This window comes from Bacteroidota bacterium (assembly GCA_016722375.1).
In the GTDB taxonomy this organism is placed as follows: Bacteria; Bacteroidota; Bacteroidia; order Chitinophagales; family LD1; genus Bog-950.
On sequence record JADKJG010000006.1, the window covers coordinates 151,813 to 168,979 of the forward strand.

16 protein-coding genes are annotated in these 17,167 nt (G+C 42.2%); 12 read left to right on the forward strand and 4 right to left on the reverse strand.

Going from position 1 to position 17,167, the window contains the following annotated elements; translation table 11 throughout:
- Window positions 1-8 precede the first annotated feature (8 nt).
- The 7 genes from cyoE (at window position 9) to IPP77_09885 (ending at window position 4,501) form a co-directional block, all read left to right on the forward strand.
- Window positions 9-908 (forward strand): protoheme IX farnesyltransferase, encoded by a 900-nt coding sequence (cyoE, locus tag IPP77_09855; protein MBL0309959.1) that lies wholly within the window; start codon window positions 9-11, stop codon window positions 906-908.
- Entirely contained in the window at window positions 908-1,414 is a 507-nt protein-coding gene (locus IPP77_09860) for a cytochrome oxidase subunit III (GenBank protein MBL0309960.1), read from the forward strand. Before cyoE ends, IPP77_09860 begins: the two co-directional genes overlap by 1 nt.
- A gap of 136 nt (window positions 1,415-1,550) precedes the next feature.
- Window positions 1,551-2,261: a cytochrome c oxidase subunit 3 gene (locus IPP77_09865; GenBank protein MBL0309961.1), complete on the forward strand. Its 711-nt coding sequence runs from the start codon at window positions 1,551-1,553 to the stop codon at window positions 2,259-2,261.
- A 38-nt stretch (window positions 2,262-2,299) separates the two neighbouring features.
- On the forward strand, window positions 2,300-2,674 hold the full coding sequence (locus IPP77_09870; GenBank protein ID MBL0309962.1) for a cytochrome C oxidase subunit IV family protein: 375 nt from the start codon (window positions 2,300-2,302) through the stop codon (window positions 2,672-2,674).
- 167 nt (window positions 2,675-2,841) lie between these two features.
- Window positions 2,842-3,273, forward strand: a complete 432-nt coding sequence (locus tag IPP77_09875) for a helix-turn-helix domain-containing protein (GenBank protein ID MBL0309963.1) — start codon at window positions 2,842-2,844, stop codon at window positions 3,271-3,273.
- A 47-nt stretch (window positions 3,274-3,320) separates the two neighbouring features.
- Entirely contained in the window at window positions 3,321-4,064 is a 744-nt protein-coding gene (locus IPP77_09880; GenBank protein MBL0309964.1) for a hypothetical protein, read from the forward strand.
- 152 nt (window positions 4,065-4,216) lie between these two features.
- A complete protein-coding gene (locus IPP77_09885; protein MBL0309965.1) occupies window positions 4,217-4,501 on the forward strand; it encodes a hypothetical protein in 285 nt (94 codons plus the stop codon).
- Between the two features lie 158 nt (window positions 4,502-4,659).
- On the opposite strand, the gene IPP77_09890 is transcribed toward IPP77_09885, so the two are convergent.
- From IPP77_09890 to IPP77_09900, 3 genes are all read right to left on the reverse strand, one after another.
- Complete coding sequence (locus IPP77_09890; protein ID MBL0309966.1) at window positions 4,660-4,980, reverse strand: DUF4157 domain-containing protein; 321 nt, start codon at window positions 4,978-4,980, stop codon at window positions 4,660-4,662.
- Window positions 4,981-5,166: 186 nt separating this feature from the next.
- A complete protein-coding gene (locus IPP77_09895; GenBank protein MBL0309967.1) occupies window positions 5,167-5,385 on the reverse strand; it encodes a DUF2132 domain-containing protein in 219 nt (72 codons plus the stop codon).
- A complete protein-coding gene (locus tag IPP77_09900; GenBank protein MBL0309968.1) occupies window positions 5,366-8,281 on the reverse strand; it encodes a class I SAM-dependent DNA methyltransferase in 2,916 nt (971 codons plus the stop codon). The genes IPP77_09895 and IPP77_09900 overlap by 20 nt, the downstream gene beginning before the upstream one ends.
- A gap of 418 nt (window positions 8,282-8,699) precedes the next feature.
- Here IPP77_09900 and IPP77_09905 point away from each other — a divergent pair, with 418 nt between their 5' ends.
- The gene (locus tag IPP77_09905) at window positions 8,700-8,840 is read left to right on the forward strand and encodes a hypothetical protein (protein ID MBL0309969.1); all 141 of its coding nucleotides are present in this window, start codon (window positions 8,700-8,702) and stop codon (window positions 8,838-8,840) included.
- A gap of 101 nt (window positions 8,841-8,941) precedes the next feature.
- Here IPP77_09905 and glpK read toward each other — a convergent pair whose 3' ends face one another.
- The gene (gene glpK / locus IPP77_09910) at window positions 8,942-10,447 is read right to left on the reverse strand and encodes a glycerol kinase GlpK (GenBank protein ID MBL0309970.1); all 1,506 of its coding nucleotides are present in this window, start codon (window positions 10,445-10,447) and stop codon (window positions 8,942-8,944) included.
- 181 nt (window positions 10,448-10,628) lie between these two features.
- Between glpK and IPP77_09915 the strand changes: the two genes are divergently transcribed.
- From IPP77_09915 to IPP77_09930, 4 genes are all read left to right on the forward strand, one after another.
- Window positions 10,629-11,585: an arginase gene (locus IPP77_09915; protein ID MBL0309971.1), complete on the forward strand. Its 957-nt coding sequence runs from the start codon at window positions 10,629-10,631 to the stop codon at window positions 11,583-11,585.
- A gap of 98 nt (window positions 11,586-11,683) precedes the next feature.
- Window positions 11,684-12,313, forward strand: coding sequence for an SGNH/GDSL hydrolase family protein (locus IPP77_09920; GenBank protein ID MBL0309972.1), 630 nt, complete (start codon window positions 11,684-11,686; stop codon window positions 12,311-12,313).
- A gap of 52 nt (window positions 12,314-12,365) precedes the next feature.
- Window positions 12,366-14,138 (forward strand): DNA polymerase III subunit gamma/tau, encoded by a 1,773-nt coding sequence (locus tag IPP77_09925; GenBank protein ID MBL0309973.1) that lies wholly within the window; start codon window positions 12,366-12,368, stop codon window positions 14,136-14,138.
- Between the two features lie 24 nt (window positions 14,139-14,162).
- Entirely contained in the window at window positions 14,163-17,141 is a 2,979-nt protein-coding gene (locus tag IPP77_09930; protein MBL0309974.1) for an insulinase family protein, read from the forward strand.
- Window positions 17,142-17,167 lie beyond the last annotated feature (26 nt).

Below are 17,167 nucleotides of genomic sequence, written 5' to 3' on the forward strand. Positions count from 1 at the left end.
AAATAATTATGTCTAAAGTAGCTTCTATAGAAACGAACCTTTTCCAACTGGTACTCCAGAAGGTAAAGGACTATGCCATGCTGTCTAAATTCCGCCTCAGTTTTCTGGTGGTTTTCTCGGCGGTGATAGGCTTTGTTTTTGGAATGAATTCTCCTTATGCCATCACGCAGATTTTGTGGTTGGCCTTGGGGGGTATTTTGGTGACTGGTGCTTCGAACGCGATTAACCAAATCATAGAGCGAGATATAGATAAGTTGATGACTCGTACGATGAACAGGCCACTTCCGGCAGAGCGTATGGGTATTATGGAAGCCATTCTTGCCGCCGGTATCATGGGGATTTCGGGCATCTTGATTTTGACATGGTTTTTTAACCCCATTGCCGGAGTCCTTTCTGCGATCTCGCTATTGAGTTATGCTTTTGTTTATACTCCTTTGAAAAGGGTTTCATCCGTAGCAGTATTTGTCGGGGCTATTCCCGGTGCGTTGCCTCCCATGATTGGATATGTTTGCGCTACCGGAAGTATTGATTTTATCGCCATCATATTATTCAGCATTCAATTTCTTTGGCAGTTTCCTCATTTCTGGGCGATTGCTTGGGTCCAGTTTGATGATTACAAAAAGGCGGGCATTATGTTGTTGCCTTCTGCTAGTGGCAAAACCAGAATGAGCATCATTCACAACATTATTTACTGCACGGTTCTTTTAATCGTCAGTATGATTCCCTATTTTTTAAATATGGTGAACTGGGTGGGGAGTTTATTTATTTTGGGGGCGGGCGTGGTGTTTCTTTGGATGTCCTTTAATCATTTTCTCAAAAGAGATGACCGGGCAGCTAAAATCTTGATGTTTGGTTCCTTTTTGTATTTGCCTGTAGTGCAATTGGCTTTAATATTCGGAAAAATCTGATGGAGGTAACCTTGAACGAAAAAGATATTCTTAAGGCAAAGACAGAATACACCGGAGTTCATCCGTTGAAATTCGCTTTGTGGATAGCTATGGCTTCTATGTCTATGTTTTTTGCAGCGTTTACCAGTGCATTTATTGTGAAGAAAGGAGATTTCAGAGTATGGGAGAACTTTACTTTACCGACTGTTTTTCTTTACAGCACTCTGGTTATTGTTTTACTCAGCATCACTATTCATGCTTCCTTGATTTGCTATCGAAAGGCAAAATTTCCTTTGTTCAGAACGCTTTTGTTTTCTTCATTTCTTTTAGGGTGCCTCTTTCTCTTTTTGCAGATAGAAGGCTGGAGGGTATTGATGCAAATGGGCTTGCCTTTGACTGGCAATCTTTCCGGTTCTTTTCTTTACCTTATTACTTCCATGCATGGATTGCATATCGTGGGTGGACTGGTTGCTACGCTTTTGTTTTTCATTTTTGCTATTCGCGCCCGCCAGGAATACTATTTATGAACTGCGCGATATTATCAACCCCAAAAGACTGCTTCACCTAGAACTATTGGTGAGCTACTGGCATTATGTAGATGCCGTATGGGTTTATCTCTACATCTTTTTTTACATTAACTACCGATAATTAAAGAATCAAATTATGGCAGAAGCAGTTTTACATCGCAGCGGCGATACAGAAAAGGAACTTTGGAGCGGAGGACATTCGCCCTTCAAGGCGGGGTATGGAAAGGTGATGATGTGGTATTTCCTCATCTCAGACACCTTCACCTTTGGTTCCTTCTTGGTTGCTTATGCAGCATTACGATTTACTCAAGCAGATATCTGGCCTAATCCGGCCGAGGTGTTTGCCTCTATACCCGTCCCTTCGTTGGCGGCTATTTTAGAGAAAGTGGGAATCAACCCTGAAAACTTGCCTTTGGTTTTCGTCAGTTTCATGACTTTCTTGCTGATCCTCAGTTCCTACACCATGGTACGTGCGGTGCAGGAAGGATACAGGATGAATAAATATGGCGTAGTGAAATTCCTGATTCCTACTATACTTTGCGGGATATTATTCCTCGTCTGCCAATATTATGAGTGGACCCATTTGATTCACAGCGGCATGACCGTTACGACTGCTTCACCGATAACCAAGGTTACTAACTTCGGGCAGTTGTTCTTTGTGATTACCGGATTCCACGGATTGCACGTTACCGGTGGAGTGATTCTGAATACTTGGCTGGCTGTGTCCACCATGAATGGAAGGTTTGAAAAGATAGGACATTATGAAATGGTGGAGAAACTAGGACTATACTGGCACTTCGTTGACTTAGTATGGGTGTATGTTTTCCTTTGCTTCTATCTACTTTAATCTAAATTATTTAATACTAACTTCTAAATACTTAGCTCATGAATTTCGACGAACCGGTACAAGGACACCTACATTGGACAGAAGGAGAATATAAGGACAGCAGAAAAGAGGTGCTGAAGACCATCCTTATTCTATCCGCCGTTACGGTGGTAGAGGTGGGCATCGCTATTAGTTATGACACTTTTGCGCAGGACGGAGGCAAATTCAGATGGGTGATTAACCTGCTGATGGCGGTATTTTCGATTGTGAAAGTAGTCTATATCATGGGTGTCTTTATGCACTTGAAACACGAAAAGAAGTGGTTTATAATCACCGTATTATCACCTTTCATGTTTCTTGTTTGGGCAATTATCGCCTTTTCGATGGAAGGTGCCAGTTGGCAGTACATGCGCACCTGGATGAATATGTTCTAAACAAAGTCTCTCTGCCTTATTTCTTTAAGGCGTAAAAATCTGAAAGCCGGGCATGCCCGGCTTTTCTTTTTTCAAAAAAAATTTAGAAATTTGGGCATAGAAACCGCCGTGACAGGCAGTTCATCACAAACCATTTTTATCGCTTAGAGAACTAAAACACTTTCGGCATGAACCAACCTACATCACCATCCGATTTCCTGAATCGCTACAACCGTTTCGTGATTCCCAATCTTCATAACCCTGAACTATGCAACGTCGCCTCCATCGAAAATTATTTTGACGAGGACCGGCGCGTGCTTAGCGCAGCGATGAAAATCCATACCGGTTTAACGATGGAAGAATACATGCCCCGTTTGCGCATCTGGACGGCGGGAAGTATCCTTCGCCGCGAGGAAAGCAAAACTATTTGTCAGGTGCGTCAAGCTGTCGGTATGCGCGACGAAGATCATTTCACTAAATGTTTTAAACGAGAATACATCATTACTCCGGCTGTTTATCGCGCGATGTATTTAGAACAGATGGAATACCAGCGCTATATCCTACGGTTCGGGATATGGAGCCAAATCTGCCCTGAATGTGGCTATCGGCACCACTTGTGAGTCGGGGTAGTGCCTATCTATATTTGTATCCATAAAATCTAGAAACTATGGCAAGCAATGCAGAAACCGGACATACGCTCAACATCTTCAACTTCAAAAAACTTCATGACAAATGCGACAGCTTCGGGCCTACCTACCAACCGGGCAATCCCAATATCACTGTTGCAAATTTGTTCTCCCTTTGGTCGGCAGCCGACGGGCAGAACAATAATATGAATGGGATATTGGCCAACTCTAAAGTACCGATTAACCAAAGAGTGCAGGCTTTTGAACCCTTGAATAAAATCGTAACCAACTCATTCAACTATCTTAAATCAGCCAGTGGCGATAAAGAACTGATTAAGGATTGTAAAGGTTATGCAGATAAAATAAGAGGCTCCAGAGTGAAAAAACCGGTGGTCGTTCTGCTTCCTCCTGACGATCCGGCAAATCCAAATCCCGACTGGGTGAGCAACAGCCATTTGAGCTATGTTCAAAGGATAACAAATTTCAAAATTTATATTGACCTGTTGGCTACCAGCCCCGAATACACACCGAACGAAGCTACTATTACGATTGCCAACCTCAATCCGCTGTATGATTCGCTGAAAGCCATGAACGATAATATCGAAGCAACGGTCATAGCCCCTTTGGAGGCCGCGAGAAACGGAAGAAACCATTTGCTTTATGACAAGGATACGGGGCTGATTGATATTTCGCTCAAAGTAAAGGACTATGTAAAAAGTTTATTTGGTTCATCGGCAGATGAAACAAAACAAGTAGTGAAAATGAAACTGGTCCGCTTCAAATAATTAGCCATCGCGCCTGCTGCATTTTTTTCTCCATGAAAGCCCCGTCTCTAGAAAGTCGGGGCTTTTTGTTGGAATTGGGTAGCACTTAGAACCAATAAGATGGCTTATCGCAAAAAGTTGATAGCATATCCTTGCATCTTGATGGCATATCTATGGATGTTGATGCGATTTCGCACGATGCTGAGAGGATTTCGATGGATGCTGATGTGATTTTGATGAATCGTGGAGCGATTTTGAACAACGCTGAAGGCTTTTTGCGCAATCGTGATGCATTTTTGCACCATCGTGATGCGATTTTGAAGGATGCTGATGCGATTTTGCACTATCGTGGAGCGATTTTGATGAATCGTGAAGGCTTTTTGAACAATCGTGATGCGATTTTGCATCGTCGTAGTGACAAAATGCGAAAGAAGACCTCTTCGGAAAATGAAAAGTAAGTCGGTGGGCAAAAGCCTAAATATCATTTTTTGTCAGTAACCCAACCCGATGCTGAAGCATGGGCTTAACAAATGCCAAACAGCGGGGACTTTAGGCCTGAAAGGTACTTTTTGAAGAAGTTTAATGAACTCAAACGGCTGAATCTTTAATCTGCCACTCACTCACGAGACGCGAGCGTGTGCGAAGTTACCTCTCTTTCTGCTTCACGTGCTTCGTGTTCAAAACGGTTATCGCGATAGCCATGCAAAAGCGACTCCCAGAGATAGAGAATAATAAAACGAAAGAAACCATATCGTCGAAACTGCTCAATGTGCTTCAGTTCATGGCGCAGCCAGGTTGAATTGGCAAGAAAAGATTGTTTATCTGTATTGTGTAGGTGAATAGTTCGACCTATAACGATGGCAAGCTGCGTCGCTTTCAATTTGCGCGCTGCCAACCGAGCAATGAAACTGTTTTCTTTGATGATATAAGTAGGAATCACGGGATTAAAAGTACATCAGTTTTCATCATTTTTTTCTGTAAAAAATAATTTCTCTGATTTGGAATCTGGTTTTAGCTCCCACTGTGCGTAGCCTATTTGCTTACGACCTAGCAAGGCTTGCAGCTTATAGCTGAAAAGGCATAGTCTATGCTAAGTGAAGAAATCAAGAGCAATGCAGGCGTTTTATTTCAGGCTTTCCAAATACATCTTCTCGACCTGTGTTCTCGCCCAAGGTGTTTTGCGCAAAAAAGTGAGACTTGATTTTATGCTCGGGTCTAGATTAAAGCATCGGATGTTTATCTGTGCGCCCATTTCTTCCCAACCATATTGCGCCACCAAATGATTGAGTATCTGTTCGAGCGTGATGCCGTGTAAAGGATTATTAGCCTGCGGATTTTTCATTTTTCTTTTTCTTCTTGCCTTTTTCTTTAGTAAAAAGGTCTTTAGTGTATTGTTCGTATAGCTCAAACAAAAACTCCATACGCTTGGCTTCGGTGAGGAAGGCTTGGGGGCGATAAGCAAGGTCAACGGCTTTGTCTAATTCATTGTGGGCTTTGACTAAAGCCGGAGGCATGGTGAGCGGGTCGTATAAATCGGCGAGGCTGCTGTTTGGGAAAAGCAATCGTGCATCTAATACTTTCTGTGCGGCGGCTTCGATGGCTTTGGTTTGTTTGTCGGTAGGGTTGAGGGGCCAGGGATAGTTGTTGTAAACGATGTCTTTGGAATATCGAAAATCACTCTTTAAGCGACCGCAAACTGTTTTTACCCAAGCCATGTGCATCACTGACATTAAGACTCCAAAGTGATATAAATTGGCACTTGGCACGATGTGACAACTGTTACTTGCAATCGATTTTTTAGTAAAGAATCCCATTGGGATGTACATCCTATTTTCAGAGGAAGTGCTAGGAATAAGAATATATGTGGTTGGCTGATTTCTATCTCTAAATAAAGCTGGAGTAGCCGCAAATTTTTGTGTTGAAGGCGCAACACTGGCAAGGCGAAACTTTCGTACCGCATCTACGCGCTTGAGAACTTCAGGCATAGATTTTAGTTCGTGTGGCTCCACATTTTCTAGCCATAAACACCAACGGTTTTCTCCATTTAAAAATTCATAAGCAGAAATTAATGGCTTAATATATTTTGCTGCTTTAGGTTCTTTTAAAAGAAATTCATTCTTCTCCTCGTCTGACAAAAGAAGATTGCCACCATCTAAGGGCATATTTCCGAAACTCATTCCGGGGACTTTGCAAATTGGATTTGACTTTTTATCAACCAATAAACTTTTCGCATCCACCAGATATGGGTTAATGTTCTTTGCAATTATTTCATGCGGTTCACCTTTTATATCATCATACTCAAAAAGTCTTTTTAGGGGTGTGTCAAAATTTGCAAAACCAATTATTACGCAGTAAACAGCTGCATTTCCTTTTGCCTCATTACTCCATTTGAACGTGCGATGAGCGAAATGAATTTTGATATTGTATTTATTCAACAACTGCCCCCACAAAATGCTGGTCTGCTCTCCCTGAACAATTGAGTTGGTAGAAACGAAAGCTGCTTTTATGTTTTTACCTTGTATGTATTTAGCCGCTTTAAAATACCAACCAGTTACGTAATCTAAAACACCACTGCCGGATATGTTTTCTGCTTCATTTACAACATCCGCACGATGTTCTGCTGTCATTAATTTTGAGCCGATGAAAGGAGGATTGCCAAGAATGTAATTGAATGTAGTGTCGGGTGTTATTGTCGAAAACTCATCTACAATTTTATAGTGCTCCACTACGAGTTTCACCTTACCATATTTGAGCGATGGTTCTTTTACCTGATGTCTTACAATAATTTCAGCATCTCTGGCATCAATTTCTATAGTATTCTCCTCGGTCAACAAACTGTTCCAATCTATTTGTAGTGCATTGCCCTGAACGATTTTTGCTGATTTCACCAATGGAATTCTAAAAAGCTTTTCGCCGGTTTCCATGCTGCAAAGCATATTCATTTGATGGTCAATCAGCCACATGGCTACTTCGGCAATGCGGGAAGGAAATTCCTCATATTCAATGCCATAAAACTTGTCAACGTTCACTTTGAAGAATAGCGATACATCCAAAAATTCCATTTGATGAATCCGCAGGTTGAGTTTTTGCAGCGTTTGAATAATCTTCAATTCAAGCAGTCGAAGTTCTCTGTAAGTAATAATTAAGAAGTTGCCGCAGCCACAGGCAGGGTCCAAAAAACGGAGCGAAGCAATCTTATTATGTAGGTGTGTGAGTTTGGTAGGGTCATGATTCACCTTTTCAAACTCCGCCCAAAGTTCATCAAGAAAAAGGGGCTTGATGAGTTTGAGGATGTTCTTTTCGCTGGTGTAGTGCGCCCCAAGGTTGCGCCGCTCTTTGGGGTTCATCACGCTTTGGAACATGGAGCCGAAAATGGCGGGTGATATTTTACTCCAGTCCAGATAGCAACAATCGAGCAGTGCCTGCCGCATCTTGCTATCGAAACTTGCCATAGGCAAAGCTTCTTCAAACAGTTTGCCATTGACGTAAGGAAAATCGGCGAGTTGTTCGTCGAGGTTTTTGAAGCGCTGTTCGCGCGGGGTGTTGAGCACCTGAAAAAGCTCTTGCAATTTGGAGGCCAGATCGCTTCCGTCTTCGTTAGTGCGTTGTTCTAAGAAATCCTGAAACTGTTGTTTGTTGAAAATGGTGGTGTCTTCGGCAAAAAGGCAAAAGAGCAGTCGAACGAGATAAACTTCTAAGGGATGACCTTCGTAACCTATTTCTTTTAACCGGTCGTGGAGTTTGCCCATCAGTTCGGCGGCCTTGATGTTGGCGGGGTCTTGCTCTTTGAAAATACGTTTTTGATAACCGGCTATGAAATGAAAATGCTGCACATTCTTTACCAGGTTTTTCAGCACAAACTCCACCGTGGTTCCTTCTTCCAAATCTTTGAGGCGGAAGGTTTGAAAATCGCAGGTGAGAATGTATTTGGGGAATTCGTGTTGCTTTAATCCATAAGTATAGTCAGCGGCCTGTACGTAGGCATCATCGAGGTTTTTGCCGAGGCTTTTCATCTCAATGAGCATCGTGCCTTTCCAAAGCAGGTCAATGTATCCGTCTTTGGCGTCGAGCTTTTTTATGCGGTGTTCAAAGGTGCCCACCTTTCTGCGCGACACGCCGAACACTTCAAAGAATGCATCCACAAAAGGTTTAGCATCGGCTTCTTCGCTGCTCGTTCCTTCCCACTCTTTCGAGAATTTGAGGGCGCGGTCTTTTATTTCGTTCCAACTGAGTGCCATAGGGTCTTTCGATGGATTAAAAATAAGATTGTAAAATGAAAAGCATTCCTGAGCTGTTGGATTCCTTAAAAGGAAAGAGGCAACAATTAAGGTGCTGATTTGAAAGCGGCTGCCTTTACGGTTCTACACACCCTGTCATATTTATGCTACACTCTACAAGTTTTAGATTGTATCATACATGGCATAATGAAAAAATGTTGAAAACTTTAGGTTGTCTAAACTGCTCCTTTGCAGGCTATTATGTGAATAATTGTGAATGAAAGAAGGCTATTGTATATATCTTCATTTTCTTGGCACAATAATGGATGAATATTTGTGCAGCACTGGATAATTGCCTGTATGTGGAAATCAAAACGAAACAAATTTTCCCTACTAGCGTTTATTTGAAGTATAGATTGTTTTAAACCAAAATCACCAAATGAAAACAGACACAAGTATGAATCTGATGTTAGTGGTGTTTTGTTTGATACTAATTGGTTTTGTTCTTTTCAATAGCCGCATGAGTAATATGATGGACAAGAAGCAAGCGGAACTGGAGCAGAGAACAGAAACGAAGTAGTTCAGGACGAGATACACTAACACTTTGCAATAGACGCATTGCAATGCAGGCCAAATTATCGGATGAAGAGAAACAAAAGTTGAATGGCTATGCCGGTTAGATTATTTGGCTTTGCCCCAAGAGGTAGCTACTTCGACGGCTTTCTTCCAATCGGCGTATAGTTTTTCTTTTTCTACTGGTTTCATTTTCGGTTTAAATACCTTTTCAACTTTCCAATGCTTCAGAATATCAGGCATTTTATAAAAGTCAACGGCCAACCCGGCAAGGAACGCGGCACCAAGTGCTGTGGTTTCTGTAATCTTTGGTCGTTCAACAGGCACTCCGAGAATATCACTTTGAAATTGCATCAAAAAGTTGTTGGTGCTGGCTCCTCCATCTACCCGAATAGATTTTAATTTGATACCGGAATCTTGCTGCATAGCGGTCAGAACATCCCGAGTCTGATAAGCTAAAGATTCTAAAGTGGCACGAACCAAATGAGCTTTGGTGGTGCCGCGCGTCAAACCGAGTATGGTTCCTTTGACGTTCATATCCCAGTAAGGAGCGCCAAGTCCTGCAAACGCGGGAACCACATATACTCCGCCTGAATCAGGCACGCTATTCGCGAGGTACTCCGATTCGGCCGCGGTCTCAATTATTTTTAGTCCATCGCGAAGCCACTGCACTGCCGCACCGGCAATGAACACACTTCCTTCAAGTGCATATTCTACCTTCCCATTGATTCCCCACGCAATGGTGGTGATCAGCCCATGCTTGGATTTCACCATTTTATGCCCGGTGTTCATCAATAAAAAGCAACCGGTGCCATAGGTGTTCTTTGCCATACCGGCACCAATACATGTTTGTCCAAAAAGTGCGGATTGTTGGTCACCGGCAATTCCTGCAATGGGGATTTCAGCATCGAAGATGCCTCGGTGCGTGAACCCAAAGAATCCGCTGGAGTTCATAACCGCAGGTAACATCAGTGGAGAAATGCCAAAAGTCTTTAAGAGCTTTTCATCCCATTTCAAGGTCTTGATATTAAACAACATGGTGCGCGATGCATTGCTATAGTCGGTGAGATGTTTGGTGCCATCCGTTAATTTCCACAGTAGCCAACTATCAATCGTTCCGAAAATCAAATCGTTGTTTTCTGCTTTTTTGGCAGCGCCTTTCACATTATCCAGTATCCATCTGATTTTGGTGGCGGAGAAATAGGAGTCGAGCACCAAGCCGGTTGAGTCGTGAATGTATTGCTCTAAATCTTTTTTCTTTTTCAACTTTTCGCACATCTCTGCCGTCCGGTTATCCTGCCATACGATGGCATTATAAACAGGAATACCTGTATGCCGGTCCCATACCACCGTGGTTTCGCGCTGGTTGGTGATGCCGATACCAGATATTTGCGATGCCTTGATGCCGGCATTGCTCATAGCTTCTTTGGCTGTGAAGATTTGCGTATTCCATATTTCACCCGGATCATGTTCTACCCAGCCGGGCTTTGGAAAGATTTGAGAAAACTCTTTCTGCGCCCTGCTGACGATGTTTCCCTGTTTATCAAAAATAATAGAGCGTGAACTCGTGGTGCCTTGGTCTAAGGCTAAAATATACTTCAGGTGATCTGCCATAGGTTGAAATATTGACGGATTAAGAATATTTTAGCAACTAATATAGAAAGAACCACATACGGTTATGTATATTTTGTAAACATTCTTCTGTTTTTGTTATATCCTTGCTGATTACCTGTCGGCTAAGGTTAGGACCAAATGAGGCTGGATAGGGTACAAAATGGTTTATAAGTAAAATGTTATGAAGAAGGGAAGGCAGTTAAAACTGATAGAAGTAAAAAGTGAAGTAGGAGCGGGAACCCGAGGATCCAGCCTAGGAGTAGATGCTGTGAAAATTGCGGCGCTAGATTATAGGAGTGATTTTTTCAAAACACATCGCAGCACAAATATCCCGGATGACAATGCTGCATTGCATGGACAGATTGAAAGCCGCTATGCCAAGAGAATCAGAAGTGTTATCAAGATGTATGAAAGGGTAGGAGCTGCCATTCGGGACTCATTAAAAGACGGCAAATTTCCCATTATCATTTCCGGCGATCATTCTACTGCCGGAGGAAGTATTGCGGGTATCAAAATGGCCTATCCGGATTCTAGACTGGGAGTGATTTGGATTGATGCACATGCGGACTTACATTCTCCTTATACCTCTCCTTCCGGGAATCTTCATGGAATGCCCTTGGCAACCGCTTTGGCAGAAGACAATATTGAAAACAAGGTGAATAATCTGGATTTTGAAACCATTGAACTTTGGGAGCGCTTGAAAAATGTAGGCGACATCAGCCCTAAGGTGGAATATGCAGATTTGCTTTTTATGACGCTGCGCGATTATGAGGAACAAGAGGGATATTTAATTAAGCAACATCGCGTTAAAAACTTTACCACTTCTGAAATCAAAAAAACAGGCGTGACCAAGACTTGTCGTGAAGCCTTGAAATATCTTTCCGGCTGCGATAAGATTTATATTTCCTTTGATGTAGATGCCCTTGATCCAACCATATCTAGAGGCACCGGGACTCCGGTGAAAGGCGGCATCAACGAGCGGGAAGCAGCGGATATCATTTTGGAATTGGTTCAGAACGAGCGGGTTTGTTGTTTGGAGTTTACAGAAATCAATCCCACATTAGACAGCGAAAATGTAATGGCAGAAACGGTATTTGAAATTCTCCAGAAAGTAGCAAGGCAAATCCAAATTATTTAATACCGATAGAAATCTTTAATGACTAATTTGATTCCTCGGGCATTCGCTTGCCCTTATGAATCTGCTCTGATATAGCTTGCTCACTTAGCTAACTTTGTATGCCTCAACAAAAACATTATACACTTCTTTGTTTGGGCGATTCTTATACGATTGGAGAATCGGTGGAGGAACGAGAACGTTTTTCTGAGCAAGCATTAGATATACTGAAATCGAAAGGAATTAAATTTGAAAAGCCTAAAATAATCGCCCGCACCGGATGGACGACCGATGAATTATCTTTAGCAATTCAAGAGGAGAAGTTGGAAAGTCATTACGACTTCGTGACGTTATTGATTGGAGTCAATAATCAATATCGAGGACAAGATTTGGAAAGCTATAGGCAAGAGTTTGCAACACTGCTCCAAACCGCAATCAGGTTTGCCGGAAGAAATAAGAATCATGTGATCGTTCTTTCGATACCCGATTGGGGAGTGACTCCTTTTGTTTCTCAAGATGCGAAGAAGCGAAGTAGTGAGGCCATAAGTAGAGAGATTGATGCTTTTAATAAAATAAATCATGAAGAGGCGGAAGGTGTCGGAGCGCATTATATTGATATCACCTCTATTTCAAGACAAGTGCCAAAAGATCCAGGTTTGGTAGCAAGCGACGGCTTGCACCCTTCCGGTAGAATGTATTCGGGCTGGGCAAAGTTGTTGGCTGAAAAATTTTATTCGTTAATAAGAGGTTAAACTTCCCCAAGATAACTTTGCGATATTCTTCTTTTTATATTTTTACAGCAGTATGTCTGAATACATAGTTAGTGCCCGTAAATACCGCCCCATCCGTTTCAGTGAAATGGTAGGTCAGGAGCAAGTAGCCACCACGCTGAAGAATGCAATCAAAACGAACCACCTAGCCCACTCCTTCCTTTTCTGTGGGCCACGAGGGGTAGGTAAAACTACTGCGGCGCGTATTTTGGCCAAAACGATTAATTGCGAAAACATTCAATCAGATTTTGAAGCCTGTGGCAAATGCGAGTCTTGTGTTTCTTTCGCGCAGAACGCCTCTTTTAATATTCATGAACTGGATGCCGCGTCTAATAATTCGGTAGAAGACATGCGGTCTTTGGTGGATCAGGTGCGCTTTCCTCCGCAAAGCGGGAAGTATAAAATCTACATCATTGATGAGGTTCACATGCTCTCTCCAAGTGCATTCAATGCGTTTCTGAAAACATTAGAGGAACCGCCGTCCTATTGTAAGTTTATTTTAGCAACGACTGAAAAGCATAAAATTCTCCCCACAATTCTTTCTCGATGTCAGATTTTTGACTTTAAGCGAATCGGGGTAGATACAATCGTCGCCCACCTGAAGAACATTTGCCAAGCAGAGAAAATAGAAGCAGAAGAAGATGCGCTGCACATCATTGCTCAAAAGGCCGACGGCGGAATGCGCGACGCGCTGTCTATGTTCGATCGCCTTTCAAGTTTTGCGGGAGGGAAGCTGACCTATGCAGCGATTCTTGATAATCTGAATGTGCTTGATTACGATTACTTTTTCAAAGTAACCGATGCCTTGCTGATTGAAAATCTCACCTTGACACTAATTCTGTTTGATGAAATTTTGAAAAAAGGATTTGAAGGAGATGATTTCATTCTTGGCTTGTGTGAACATTTCCGCAACATTCTGTTCTGCAAAGATGCCGATACGCTTAAAATTATGGAGGTGAGCGAAAACCTGAAACAGCGCTATGCTTTGCAGTCCTCACTGGCTTCTCCTGATTTTCTTGTTAACTGTCTTTCTTTGGGCAATCAATCCGACGTTCAGTATAAAACGTCTAAGAATAAAAGGCTGACTGTAGAATTGACACTCATTAAAATGTGTTATGTCAATTCGGTGGTGAACGATACCGACGACGGTAAAAAAAAACTAAAGCAGGATAGCAAAGAGACTCCCATACTGAAGCACAATCCCACTGAAAAAGTAATTCCGGTTCCGGAAGAGAAATTGGTCATGGTGGAGGAGCCTAAAGAGATAGCGTCTAATCCTCCGGTACACACTCCTAATCCCAAGCCTTCGGCTGCTATCACTAAGACCAAAAAGGTTCTGACATTGGATTCTCTAAAAGATTTAGAGGATGCGGCTGCTGCAACCACACTGACTAATCAGGATGTTTCTGAAAACTATGCCGACGAAATACTGATTCTTAATGAAGAGAATGTTCTAAAACTTTGGGACGACTATGCTGCCCGAATTCCTGAAGAGAAAAAAGGATTGAGAATTAGTTTTGCAAACTTTAAACCTTTGGTAGATAGTGCTTTGCCGAATCGCTTGCACCTGAAAGTGAAAAGCGAAATTCAGAAATCACAGTTCGACGACTTACGTCTGGGTATTCAAAGTTTTATTTCTTCAAGGTTGGGGGTGGAAATTGATTTGGTGATAGAGGCTGATAAAGAATTAATAACCAATGCGAAGCCTTACACTCCCAAAGAAAAGTTTGAACGCATGGCCGAGAAGAATCCCAACGTAAAAAAGATGGTGCAACTGTTCGGGCTGGAGTTAGACTACAACAATTAATATTTACTCATCAAAATCAAATACATGAAAACCAGATTGCTATTTATTTCCCTGTTTATCTCGTTGTCGCTTTGCTCTAATGCGCAACAAGCGGTAAAGATTACAAACAAAGCGCCCATTCAACAGACGTTAGTTCAACCTATTCAACTGAGTGGGAAGATTGAACCATATCTGAAAGATACCATTGCCAATGATCCATTGAACGTTAAGATATATACCCTTCGCAATGGGCTGAAGGTTTTTATTTCGGTGAACAAAGATGCCCCACGAATTCAAACTTATATCGCCGTCAAAGCTGGTTCTAAATTTGATCCACCACAGACAACCGGCTTGGCACATTATCTGGAACACATGATGTTCAAAGGTTCGCATGATTTCGGCACCAAAGACTGGAGTAAGGAAAAGCCTGTGCTTGATTCTATCTCAGCCTATTTTGAGTATCATAAGATCGAAAAAGATGAAGCAAAGAAAAAAGTGCTTTATGCCAAGATAGATTCCTTTAGCTATGAGGCCTCCAAATGGGCTATCCCAAATGAATATGACAAGATGGCTACCTCGATTGGTGCACAGGGAACCAATGCGTTCACTTCTACAGACATGACGGTCTATACCAACGATGTTCCATCCAATGGGTTGGAAAAATTTCTGATGCTGGAGGGGAACAAATTCAAAACCTGTGTGCTTAGGATTTTTCATACAGAATTAGAAACTGTGTATGAGGAGTTTAACCGGAATCAGGATAACGACCGGGTCTGGAGCGACCATAATGTAAACAATGCATTACTGCCGAACCATCCTTATGGCACGCAGACAACTATCGGAGAAGGAGAACACCTCAAGAATCCTTCCATGATAAACATCTACAACTACTTCAATACTTACTATCGTCCGAACAATGTGGCGATCATTTTGGCCGGTGATTTAGATCCGGAGGCTACGATGAATATGATTGAAAAATATTTTGGCGACTGGCAGCCGGCTATTATCCCGCAGTTTGTTGTTAAGCCGGCTCCCGAATTAACGGCTCCGGTTTACAGAGAATACAAAGGTCCCCAGCCAGAGCATGTATATATTGGTTATTTATTTGGCGGGGCAAACTCCAAGGATGCCCTGATGGTAAAAATTGTGGACATGGTGTTGGCCAACGGACAAGCAGGTTTGATTGACCTTGATCTGGTGCAACAACAAAAAACACTTTCTGCCGGTTGTTATCCAGATGAAAATACCGATTATACGTTTCATAAATTTTATGGCGAACCTAAACAGGGGCAAAGCCTAGAGGAAGTAAAAGATTTGCTGCTTGCAGAAATTGAAAAGGTGAAGAAGGGAGAGTTTGGAGATTGGATACTTCCTGCCATTATTCAAAACCTGAAACTGGAACGGATGAAAGTTGCAGAAAGCAATCAGGGAAGAGCGGGAGCACTGATGGGTGCTTTTGTACACAACGTAGATTGGAAAGACTGGGTGAATGAAATTGATGAACTCTCTAAAATTACCAAAGCTGATGTGGTGAAGTTTGCGAACGATCGTTATCGGAATAATTATGTGGTTTCGTACAAACGTCAGGGAGAAGCAACGGTACACAAAGTAGAGAAGCCTACCATTACCGCTGTGGTGATGAATAAGGAAGATGTTTCCGGTTTCAAGAGAAGGTTTGATGATATGCCCCAGCCTTCTTTAACTCCTAAGTTTATTGACTTTAATAAAGATATTACTCATCTTAAAATGGGTAATGGCGAGGTGACTTTTGATTACATCAAGAACGATGTAAATAAAACCTTCAAGATGAGCTACATTTTCGATATGGGAACCGACCATATCAAGGATTTAGGACTGGCGATTGACTACCTGGAATATCTCGGTACAGATAAATATACTTCGGAGGACTTGAAGAAGGAGTTCTACAAACTTGGGCTCACCTTTGGGGTTAATTCTGGTCGCGACCGGGTGTATGTTTCGCTTTCGGGTTTGGAAGATAATCTGGAGAAAGGAGTGGAGCTATTCGAACACATCCTGTTCAATGTGAAAGCCGACAAAGGTGTGTATGAAGAAATGGTGATGGACGAGATGCAGCAACGAATGAATGCGAAGAAAAATAAAGGGGCAATCCTCCAGGGAGGCATGGTGAATTATGCCAAATACGGCGCATTCAATCCTTATAACAATGTAATGAGTGAGGCAGAGTTGAAAAATGAAGAGGTCAATAAACTTGTTGCCTTGATTAAGTCCTTGAGCGGATATAAGCATAAGATTTTCTATTATGGCAACAGGAATGCGAACAATGCACTATCGGTCGTTAGTAAGTACCACAAAACACAAAACCCTTTGAAAGCATATCCCGATAAAAAATCCTATCCGGAGTTGGCTATTGATCAAACCAAAGTGTATGTCTGCTACTATCCCATGAAGCAAGCCGAAATCATGATGATTGGAAAGGATGGAATATTCAATAAAGACTTGTATCCGTATATCTATTTGTATAATGACTATTATGGTTCAGGTCTTTCCTCCATTATGTTTCAGGAGATTCGGGAGAAGATGGCATTGGCCTATTCGGTTTATAGCGGTTACGGTGTGCCCCAATATCCGAACGAATCACATTATCTTACTTCTTATGTTGGAACACAGGCCGATAAAATGAAAACGGCTTTGTTCGAAATGAACAAATTGCTCAACGATATGCCGGAAGTTCCTCAGCAATTTGAAGGGGCACGCGCCAGCGTGGTGAAGACATTGGAAAGCGATTGGGTTACCCGTTCTGATATGTATTGGGCTTATGACCGGGCGCTGAAACGCGGAATGAATTACGACGTTCGAAAGACGATATATGATAAAGCTAAAACGCTTAACCTCCCCGACATTCGCCAGTTCTTCAACGAACACGTGAAGGGAAAGAAATATACCTACCTCGTTATCGGTAAAAAGGAAGATTTGGACATGAACGTCCTGAAAGGAATTGGACCGGTTCAGGAATTGAGCCTCGAACAGTTGTTCGGATATTAATCAACGAAAAGCCTGCTGTTTTCTTT

Coding starts and splice junctions, on each gene's coding strand:
- cyoE (MBL0309959.1), top strand. CDS start 9: ATGTCTAAAGTAGCTTCTATAGAAACGAACCTTTTCCAACTGGTACTC.
- IPP77_09860 (MBL0309960.1), top strand. CDS start 908: ATGGAGGTAACCTTGAACGAAAAAGATATTCTTAAGGCAAAGACAGAA.
- IPP77_09865 (MBL0309961.1), top strand. CDS start 1,551: ATGGCAGAAGCAGTTTTACATCGCAGCGGCGATACAGAAAAGGAACTT.
- IPP77_09870 (MBL0309962.1), top strand. CDS start 2,300: ATGAATTTCGACGAACCGGTACAAGGACACCTACATTGGACAGAAGGA.
- IPP77_09875 (MBL0309963.1), top strand. CDS start 2,842: ATGAACCAACCTACATCACCATCCGATTTCCTGAATCGCTACAACCGT.
- IPP77_09880 (MBL0309964.1), top strand. CDS start 3,321: ATGGCAAGCAATGCAGAAACCGGACATACGCTCAACATCTTCAACTTC.
- IPP77_09885 (MBL0309965.1), top strand. CDS start 4,217: ATGGATGTTGATGCGATTTCGCACGATGCTGAGAGGATTTCGATGGAT.
- IPP77_09895 (MBL0309967.1), bottom strand. CDS start 5,385: ATGAAAAATCCGCAGGCTAATAATCCTTTACACGGCATCACGCTCGAA.
- IPP77_09900 (MBL0309968.1), bottom strand. CDS start 8,281: ATGGCACTCAGTTGGAACGAAATAAAAGACCGCGCCCTCAAATTCTCG.
- IPP77_09905 (MBL0309969.1), top strand. CDS start 8,700: ATGAAAACAGACACAAGTATGAATCTGATGTTAGTGGTGTTTTGTTTG.
- glpK (MBL0309970.1), bottom strand. CDS start 10,447: ATGGCAGATCACCTGAAGTATATTTTAGCCTTAGACCAAGGCACCACG.
- IPP77_09915 (MBL0309971.1), top strand. CDS start 10,629: ATGAAGAAGGGAAGGCAGTTAAAACTGATAGAAGTAAAAAGTGAAGTA.
- IPP77_09920 (MBL0309972.1), top strand. CDS start 11,684: ATGCCTCAACAAAAACATTATACACTTCTTTGTTTGGGCGATTCTTAT.
- IPP77_09925 (MBL0309973.1), top strand. CDS start 12,366: ATGTCTGAATACATAGTTAGTGCCCGTAAATACCGCCCCATCCGTTTC.
- IPP77_09930 (MBL0309974.1), top strand. CDS start 14,163: ATGAAAACCAGATTGCTATTTATTTCCCTGTTTATCTCGTTGTCGCTT.